Annotated in this window: 1 protein-coding gene and 1 pseudogene; both read right to left on the bottom strand. The window is 45.7% G+C overall.

The genetic code is table 11. From position 1 onward, the window contains the following. Positions 1-320 (bottom strand): helix-turn-helix domain-containing protein (locus HMPREF0721_RS12525; RefSeq protein ID WP_006599909.1); only part of this gene is annotated, 320 nt, incomplete at its 3' end. A gap of 45 nt (positions 321-365) precedes the next feature. After that, positions 366-581, bottom strand: a pseudogene (locus HMPREF0721_RS12865) (helix-turn-helix domain-containing protein); the annotation flags it as partial. Positions 582-678: the final 97 nt, after the last annotated feature.

Here is a 678-nt window from a genome sequence, read left to right as displayed (position 1 = left end):
CGATCCTTCATCTCTAACTCTCTGACTTTTTTTAACAGGTCGTTCTCCATCTGGAGATCCCGGTTTTTTCGCCCCAGCTCTGCAATTTTATCTCGCATTTCCTCTTCGGGAGTACGGCTGGGCATAGTACCCGTCCGTCGGCCCCGACGATCTTCTATACCAGCAGATCCCATTTTTTCATACCGTTTAACCCAGTTTCGCACCTGTTGATAGGAGCACTGGTATTTCATAGCCATGGCCCCATAATTCTTATCATTAGCCAGACAATCCCGGACAATCGCCATCCTCTCTTCTGGTGTGGTTCTTCTGGCTTTCCTCATGTAGCTGCCTCCTCCGCTTGTGCGTGATTTGATCTCTCCATGAGTATTATACGCCTTTAGCCAAGAGCGTATCTGAGTACGTGAACGTAGATGATATTTTTCCACCAGATCAGACAAAGAAGTTTGTTCGGCAAGATATTCGTTGACAACTTTTAACTTTAGTTCTTTTGAATACGAGCGGTCTCTTTTCTGATCTGATAAGGCAGTCGGCCCCTCACTTAGATAAAGGTGCCGCCAGTCTCTTATGGATGCCGGGGTCAACTCCAATGCTCTGCGCGGCTTCTCTCACTCCTACTTCGTCAGCTAATAACCTTTCTACAATTTTTACTTTTTCTACTGGATCAATCTTACTTTTTCT

It is taken from the genome of Pseudoramibacter alactolyticus ATCC 23263, from assembly GCF_000185505.1.
GTDB classification, from domain to species: domain Bacteria; phylum Bacillota; class Clostridia; order Eubacteriales; family Eubacteriaceae; genus Pseudoramibacter; species Pseudoramibacter alactolyticus.
The sequence above is the reverse complement of the archived record's forward strand: the minus strand, read 5'-3'. Positions and strand labels throughout refer to the sequence as shown.